This window comes from Bartonella sp. CM31XJBT (genome assembly GCF_028618555.1).
Taxonomy (GTDB): Bacteria; Pseudomonadota; Alphaproteobacteria; order Rhizobiales; family Rhizobiaceae; genus Bartonella.
The window spans coordinates 1-6,698 of the sequence record NZ_JAQITD010000045.1 but is presented as its reverse complement, the minus strand read 5'-3'; the positions used below and the strand labels follow the sequence as shown (position 1 = coordinate 6,698).

The window sequence follows — 6,698 nt, the reverse complement described above, 5'->3', positions numbered from 1 at the left end:
TTTACGACAAATGTTCGCACCCCTCTGGGGTTACACTGCCCGCGTTGGTTGCTTTTGTTAAGGGCGCTGGCTCTTTCGCCATTCATAGAACCTTTTTACAAGCCAATGGCTGCAAAACAGACCAAAACCAGCAAAAGCCATGTTGGGATCTGTAACAGGTGGTGCTGTGCATTTAAGTCAAGGCAATCCCAAACATCTGGTCATTTGTGAGAGCATTGAAACCGGTCTGGCTCTGCTGTCTGGGTTGTTATCAGAGCCCGTTGATTTATGGGCGTCCCTTTCAACCCTATGAAAATGCAAAATAGATATAAAATATCTATTTTAACAGTAGCTATTGAAGAAATAGTAAAAATACATTACATTAGAACTACTTTGTAACACATTAAGTGGTTGTAAAATGGCTGAAACAACATTTACCTTTCGCGTCGATGATGTATTAAAAAATGAATTTTCCAAAGCAGCAAAGGCGTGTGATAGATCTGGTGCACAATTATTGCGGGATTATATGCGCGATATCGTAAAAGAACAAAAAGAAAAAAGTGCATACGATTTATGGTTTCGGGAACAAGTTCAATTAGGGATAAACTCTGCTAATGCAGGTGATATAATATCTTCTGAAGAAATCGAAGCAGAAGCAAAGGAATGGCGCTTAAAAACACAAAGTAAACTCGATAGATCAACTTTATGGAGCTAATTTGGACACAAGTAGCACACGTTGACCGCAAAAAGATACGTGAATACATATCACAAGATAATCCTTCTGCTGCCTTAAAGTTTGATCAACTTTTATCTGAAAAAGTAGAAAAACTTGTTAAATTTCCTACTCTTGGTCGTTTAGGACGAATTGTAAATACACGTGAACTTATTGTACATTCAAATTATATCATGATTTATGATATTTCAAATGGCGTTGTGCGTATTTTACGTGTGCTTCATACAAAGCAAAAATTTCCTTAATCAACTGTATTTTTATTTATTTGGTAATTGAAGCAAATTATTTTCTACAATACTGCGCTCCGTATCAGTAAATAATGATAAATTATTATTTTTCTAATATTGCAAATATGATTGCATAATTACTTTGCACACCGCTTAGTTTCTACTCGTAAAAATAATGATGATACTCTTGGTAAACGACGTTTTATTGTCAATGATGTGACAGTCGAAAAGCTTGGGGAACTCTTAAAAGAAACCCCCATGGTCTCTTAATGGTGCGTGATGAATTGTCTGGTTTTTTAGCCAATCTGGAAAGAAAGGAATATCAAACAGACCGTACTTTTTATCTAACGGCTTTTAATGAAGATGATCAATTTACCTATGACCGTACCGAGCGTGGAACCATTTTTATCCCTCATGTCACTTTATCTATGATTGGAGGCATTCAATCCTCACGAATTATTCCCATCATTCAAGCAATACAGCGTGGAATAAACGATGACGGTTTTTCGTGAAATCTCTGGAGACAATAGCTCCCAAGGCGTTCGACCTATCATACGTTATGAATCATCCCTTAGTGAAAAATCATAAGACATCATACTGAGGCAATTTGGAAATCTTATAAAACATTAAACAATATAACAGTGAACCTTCAAAGCACTCCCCATCATTAGTTTTGGGGGACTTTGGGGGTGCTTCTTATATGTATTATTTTATTTTTGATTGAAAAAAATATATAATGGGGGGAGTAAAAGGAACCATCAAAATCCTCAAAACTAAGTACCATAATAGTTTTGATAGCATTTCTTATAAGTTACAAGCTATCTTTTGAAAGGCTTAAAGGATCAGCACTTTCCATGGTGAGACAGTCATCATTATCATCTGCTTCATCCACTTCCCCTGCCACTTCAACAAAAGTTGTTTTGGAGGCAACAGATACTGTTTGCGGATCCAAACTCAAAATTGGAACGTTTTTAGGAAAACCTGTTCAATAACGCTGGGCAAGATTAAGCGCGTTGTCAATATCATATTTTGTGATAGTATCTACAAAGCCTAGACGGTTTTTTCTTTGAAAACTCTCCTTATAAAACTTAAGTTTTTTGACATTGCCAGTCAAAATAAGTGCAATAAGGTGAAATTCTGCAAGGCAAAATTCACTGTTTGTTAGCAACGCCGCATAATCATAGATGATTTGGTTGGTGTTTTGGTTATCAGCCCATTTAAAAATATCCACACAGATTTGCTTTAGTTTGCCTTCTTCAACTTCAACACTAGAAACTGTATAAACTTCTTCTGCCTCTTTGAGAGCTATATATTGAGGATTCTCGGGAAAAACATCCCTATGAGCAGTGGAAAAGGCAAGTGTTGAAAGTGAAGCCTTGAATATAAGGATCGGTGTTTTTCCTTTTGTATCAAGGCTGTACATTATATTAATGATACGGTCTTTGCTTATAAAATAGGCATTACGATTATAATTTTTGTCGCGATAGACTGTCCAGTTCATCATTTTTAATGTTTCAGAAACTGTATTAAGAAGAGCCAAAGATTGTACACCAATACGTGCATCTGCCGCCTCTCGCTCCTTTAAAACGGTCAGATGTCCTTCAGCAAATTGAACAGCGTGATTAACATATTTTTCCACATCATCGTCATCTAAATATTCAGAAATCGTACCTGCTTTTACGGCATTTTGATAGGATTTCAGGACATCAATTTGACCTGTCAATGCTAAACAAGCCAAATGCCAAATCACAGCTGGATAATAGCTATATTTTTGGATAAGCGTTTTGCTTTCTATTGATGCTTGTAAATCTTGGGCACGTGCCCACTGTATCACCCGCTCAGAGATTTTTGTCAACTCTTGCTCATTCAATATCTCTACACAAATATCAATTCCTTTATCAACACCACTAAAAACCCCTCCCTCAATCGTATTAAAAGACTGATAAATATTTGTAGCTGATATCTGCCTACATTTTCTACTATCGTGAATATAATGGCAAGCTACAGAAATATCTTCGTTGGAGATCCCTGCTTCAAGATGAACATTATAATCATAATGAAGACGGATAAAACCAAAATCAAATTGAATAAAACGATCCGGCAAAACTAACCACATTTTCCCAGGCTCTGTGGCAAACCATCCTTGGGTTTTAAGAATGTGCGTTGCTGCTGTGAGACTCATCAAACGCTGTTTCGGTTTTTTGCGTGCTAAAATGTCATCCAATTCATTATTTTTATAAGCTTCAGCAAAAAAGATAACGCGCTTAACCTGCGTTATCTTTTCATAATCAGAAAACTCTGGTGTATATAATTGAGGTGTAGGTTTGTAATTCCTTAAAGTTTCGGTATCGCCGAGTAGAGCCTTTGCAACGAGAGAATGATTAGCAGATTCTTCACGTAATTTTTGCTCAATATCTTGTGCTTGCGCCCAAGCTAACACTTTGTCTAAAGCTACCTTGACATGGCTTTCAAAAAACTCCAGTGCTGTAACTCCAAAATTCTCTTCTGAAGAAATCAGCATAGCCTCATATTGAGGTTGAGATTCTTTACCGTTAGCATATTCACAGCCAAGACAATAAGCAGCAGTAGTAAGACTGACAGAAACCCACAATCTTCCGCTATCCCGTCCATAATCTATGACACCATAATGAATACGCACTATGCGATCGGGGAGGTGATAATAAGCAAACATATCACCCATTTCATCGCGATGGGGCTCCCAACCAACTTTTTTTAAAATCTCTGTTGCGTCTTTGGTTTGCATCGTCATTACCCCCCAGCATGTTCCATAATTCTTTTACAGAGAAATTCATAAAAATTACTTGCGTAATACTGGGGATCGCTAGGTGGAAATCTAAGATAGAGCGGGCACTCACCATTCTGGAATTGAGAATAATCAAAATAAAATGTCTCACCAAAATCAGTTCTACTCACAACAAGCTGCTGTGGTTTTGCCAAACCATTTTCTATATCCGTTATATGATAATAAACAATATCATCACTACGAGCAATTTCAAAATTTGTATTATAAACACTTAATATTTCCTCACCACAGATCTCCGCTCTTCCATAATTCTTCAAAAAACTTTTGTAGGAGGATGTGAATTGCAATTTAAGAATCCCCTCTGCTTTTTCAATTAGTACATCATCAACTGCTTCATCTGTAGTGCCAAAATCGATACTATCGCTATATTTATCAACTAGTACTGCAATATCAGCTAAGGTATAGGTTTTCATAAATCTTCCCCTGCGTGCTCTTTAATTCTTTTACAGAGAAATTCATAAAAATTACTTGCATAATAATGTGACGCTCCAGATGGAATCTTGACGTAGAGTGGGCATTCACCATCCCGAAACTGCGTATAATCAAAGTAAAATGTCTCACCAAAATCAGTTCTACTGACAACAAGCTGTTCTAATGTCGCAAAACCATGTTTCCTATGATATAAGTTTTTATGCACAATATCACCAGCAGGATGATCCTCAAAACTTGCGTTATAAATGCTAAAAATTTCCTCATAACCAATTTCTCCTCCCTTATAATTTTTTAAAAAATCCTTATAAGAAGTTGTAAACTGTAAACCGAGAGCTTTCTCCGCCTTTTCAATCTGTAAATCATCTGTTTCATTCTCTTCATCATCTTCACTACCCAAATTGATAATCTCATCATCATATTTATTCACTTTATCAATTAATACTGCAACATCATCTAAGGTATAGGTTTTCATAGATGAACCTCAAAACGTGCGTTATAAACGCTCCATATTTCCCCTATCAATTTCACCTCTTCCATAGTTTTTTCCAAAAACTCTTGTAAAAAGGGATAGGTTGCGGAGTGGGAGTGTTCTCAATCTTTTCAATCGGTTGATCACCATCAGGTATCTCAACTCCCGCGTGTACTTTAATTCTTTTGCAAAGGAATTCATAAAAATTACTTGCGTAATATTCGCAATCTTCAGATGGAAGCATGACATAAAGTGGGCATTCTCCATCCCTAAACTGTGTATAATCAAAATAAAAGGTTTCACCAAAAGCAGCATCACAAACGATAAGCTGTTCTGGTGTTGCAAAACCACGTTTCCTATCATTTAAATTTTGGAAAACAATATCATCAAAAGGAATATCTTCTCCACACTCCTTATAAAGCCTATAGATTTCATAACCACCAATGTCCCCGCCTTTATAATGCTTTAAAAAAACTTTATAGGAAGATGTGAATTGCAAACCAAGAATTTCCTCAGCTTTTTCAATCACGAGATCATCAACCTCCTTATCTTTGCTAGCAAAATTAACAATATCACCTTCATATTTATCAACTAATTGTATAACATCATCTAAGGTATAGGTTTTCATAGATGATCCTCAAAACGTGCGTTATAAACGCTCCATATTTCCTCTATCAATTTCACCTCTTCCATAGTTTTTTCCAAAAACTCTTGTAAAAAGGGATAGGTTGCGGAGTAGGAGTGTTCTCAATCTTTTCAATCGGTTGATCACCTTCAGGTATCTCTTCTCCCGCGTGTACTTTAATTCTTTTGCAAAGGAATTCATAAAAATTACTGGCGTAATATTCGCAATTATCCAATGGAAACATAACATAGATTGGACATTCTCCATCCCGAAACTGCGTATAATCAAAATAAAAGGTTTCATCAAAATCAGCTTCACACACGATAAGCTGTTCTGCTGTCACAAAACCACGTTTTCTATCATTTAAGTTCTGAAAAACAATATCACCAGCAGGAATACCCATAGGATTATCATAAAGACTATAGATTTCTTCACCACCAATGTCCCCGCCTTTACAATGTTCTAAAAAACTCTTGTAAGACGATGTAAATTGTAAACCGAGAGCTTTCTCCGCCTTTTCAATCACGAGATCACCAACTGCATCATCTTCAGTACCAAAATTGATAATATCACCATTATATTTATCAACTAATTCTAAAACATCATCTAAGGTATAGTTTTTCATTAATTATTCTCCAAACTTCTTTTTTCTCTTTTCATCAACCGTAGAGCATTACTACCGATGCTCTTGTCCCCATCTGTCAAAATCTATCCCTATGATACTCCATTTCATATCAATTATTCCTCCTAAATTACTGTTTTTTTGTTCTCTATACCCTTTAGCGCGTTCCTTCCAATATTCCTCTCTCCATTTTTTAAACTTTTTTCTCTCTATAAGTGATTGATGTGTTTTGGAAGGAGCATGAATCACGGAATTATATTTATTATGAGATTCCTTGCTCATTTCTGCTATGGGCCCCTCATGTGTTTGCTTTAGGTGATGCAACTCAACAGGCTTACCATCAAAACCTATAGGTGCTTTTCCTGCTTCCATCCTTTCAACATTGGTGCCCCACACCGTTTTTTTGTTTTCTCTCCACTCAGAAATTCTGTCAGGATCAAACAAATCGTCTCTCTGATAGGCTTTGTTTGTCTGTCCAAATTTGCTATCAGTAAATTTAGTGGGTTTCTTTTTTAACCAAAGCTTTTTTTCTTTAGCAGCGAGTTTAGTTAGTTCTTTCCTAGCAGCTAGTTTGTCAGGATCTCCTTGAGCTGCAAGTTCTGCAAGATTTTTCTTGGAAGCGAATTGGGCAAAATCTTTCCTAGCAATGAACTTGATCACAGCCTTTTCGCCAAGCTTTATGGCTCCCTTGGCTGCTCCAGCAACTCCTGTCATTAGGGATGCTGTTTCAGTCAATAATTTTCCAAATTCAAGTCCAGCTTTAAAGGATCCACCAGCACCGGCTCGC

7 protein-coding genes and 3 pseudogenes are annotated in these 6,698 nt (G+C 36.5%); 4 read left to right on the top strand and 6 right to left on the bottom strand.

Going from position 1 to position 6,698, the window contains the following annotated elements; genetic code table 11:
• The 4 genes and pseudogenes from PVV63_RS09695 to PVV63_RS09680 form a co-directional block, all read left to right on the top strand.
• Positions 1-292, top strand: a pseudogene (locus PVV63_RS09695) (virulence-associated protein E); the annotation flags it as partial.
• A gap of 105 nt (positions 293-397) precedes the next feature.
• The gene (locus tag PVV63_RS09690; RefSeq protein WP_273791674.1) at positions 398-694 is read left to right on the top strand and encodes a CopG family ribbon-helix-helix protein; all 297 of its coding nucleotides are present in this window, start codon (positions 398-400) and stop codon (positions 692-694) included.
• On the top strand, positions 685-957 hold the full coding sequence (locus PVV63_RS09685; protein ID WP_273791673.1) for a type II toxin-antitoxin system RelE/ParE family toxin: 273 nt from the start codon (positions 685-687) through the stop codon (positions 955-957). Before PVV63_RS09690 ends, PVV63_RS09685 begins: the two co-directional genes overlap by 10 nt.
• Positions 958-1,116: 159 nt before the next feature.
• A pseudogene (locus PVV63_RS09680) lies at positions 1,117-1,442 on the top strand (DUF3987 domain-containing protein); the annotation flags it as partial.
• Between the two features lie 308 nt (positions 1,443-1,750).
• Here PVV63_RS09680 and PVV63_RS09675 read toward each other — a convergent pair.
• The 6 genes and pseudogenes from PVV63_RS09675 to PVV63_RS09650 form a co-directional block, all read right to left on the bottom strand.
• Positions 1,751-3,703 (bottom strand): annotated as a pseudogene (locus PVV63_RS09675) (DUF6990 domain-containing protein).
• Between the two features lie 5 nt (positions 3,704-3,708).
• Entirely contained in the window at positions 3,709-4,176 is a 468-nt protein-coding gene (locus tag PVV63_RS09670; protein WP_273791672.1) for an SMI1/KNR4 family protein, read from the bottom strand.
• Positions 4,173-4,667 carry an SMI1/KNR4 family protein gene (locus PVV63_RS09665; RefSeq protein ID WP_273791671.1) on the bottom strand — a complete coding sequence of 165 codons (495 nt, stop codon included), beginning with the start codon at positions 4,665-4,667 and terminating at the stop codon, positions 4,173-4,175. The genes PVV63_RS09670 and PVV63_RS09665 overlap by 4 nt, the downstream gene beginning before the upstream one ends.
• 52 nt (positions 4,668-4,719) lie before the next feature.
• Positions 4,720-5,292, bottom strand: coding sequence for an SMI1/KNR4 family protein (locus PVV63_RS09660; RefSeq protein ID WP_273791670.1), 573 nt, complete (start codon positions 5,290-5,292; stop codon positions 4,720-4,722).
• Between the two features lie 52 nt (positions 5,293-5,344).
• Positions 5,345-5,914 (bottom strand): SMI1/KNR4 family protein, encoded by a 570-nt coding sequence (locus PVV63_RS09655; RefSeq protein WP_273791669.1) that lies wholly within the window; start codon positions 5,912-5,914, stop codon positions 5,345-5,347.
• Between the two features lie 51 nt (positions 5,915-5,965).
• The coding region (locus PVV63_RS09650; RefSeq protein WP_273791668.1) for an HNH/ENDO VII family nuclease at positions 5,966-6,698 on the bottom strand (733 nt) is incomplete at its 5' end.

What these genes read in the sequence shown, in the direction of transcription:
- PVV63_RS09655 (WP_273791669.1), bottom strand. Translation starts at nt 5,914, where the DNA reads ATGAAAAACTATACCTTAGATGATGTTTTAGAATTAGTTGATAAATAT.
- PVV63_RS09660 (WP_273791670.1), bottom strand. Translation starts at nt 5,292, where the DNA reads ATGAAAACCTATACCTTAGATGATGTTATACAATTAGTTGATAAATAT.
- PVV63_RS09690 (WP_273791674.1), top strand. Translation starts at nt 398, where the DNA reads ATGGCTGAAACAACATTTACCTTTCGCGTCGATGATGTATTAAAAAAT.
- PVV63_RS09685 (WP_273791673.1), top strand. Translation starts at nt 685, where the DNA reads ATGGAGCTAATTTGGACACAAGTAGCACACGTTGACCGCAAAAAGATA.
- PVV63_RS09665 (WP_273791671.1), bottom strand. Translation starts at nt 4,667, where the DNA reads ATGAAAACCTATACCTTAGATGATGTTGCAGTATTAATTGATAAAGTG.
- PVV63_RS09670 (WP_273791672.1), bottom strand. Translation starts at nt 4,176, where the DNA reads ATGAAAACCTATACCTTAGCTGATATTGCAGTACTAGTTGATAAATAT.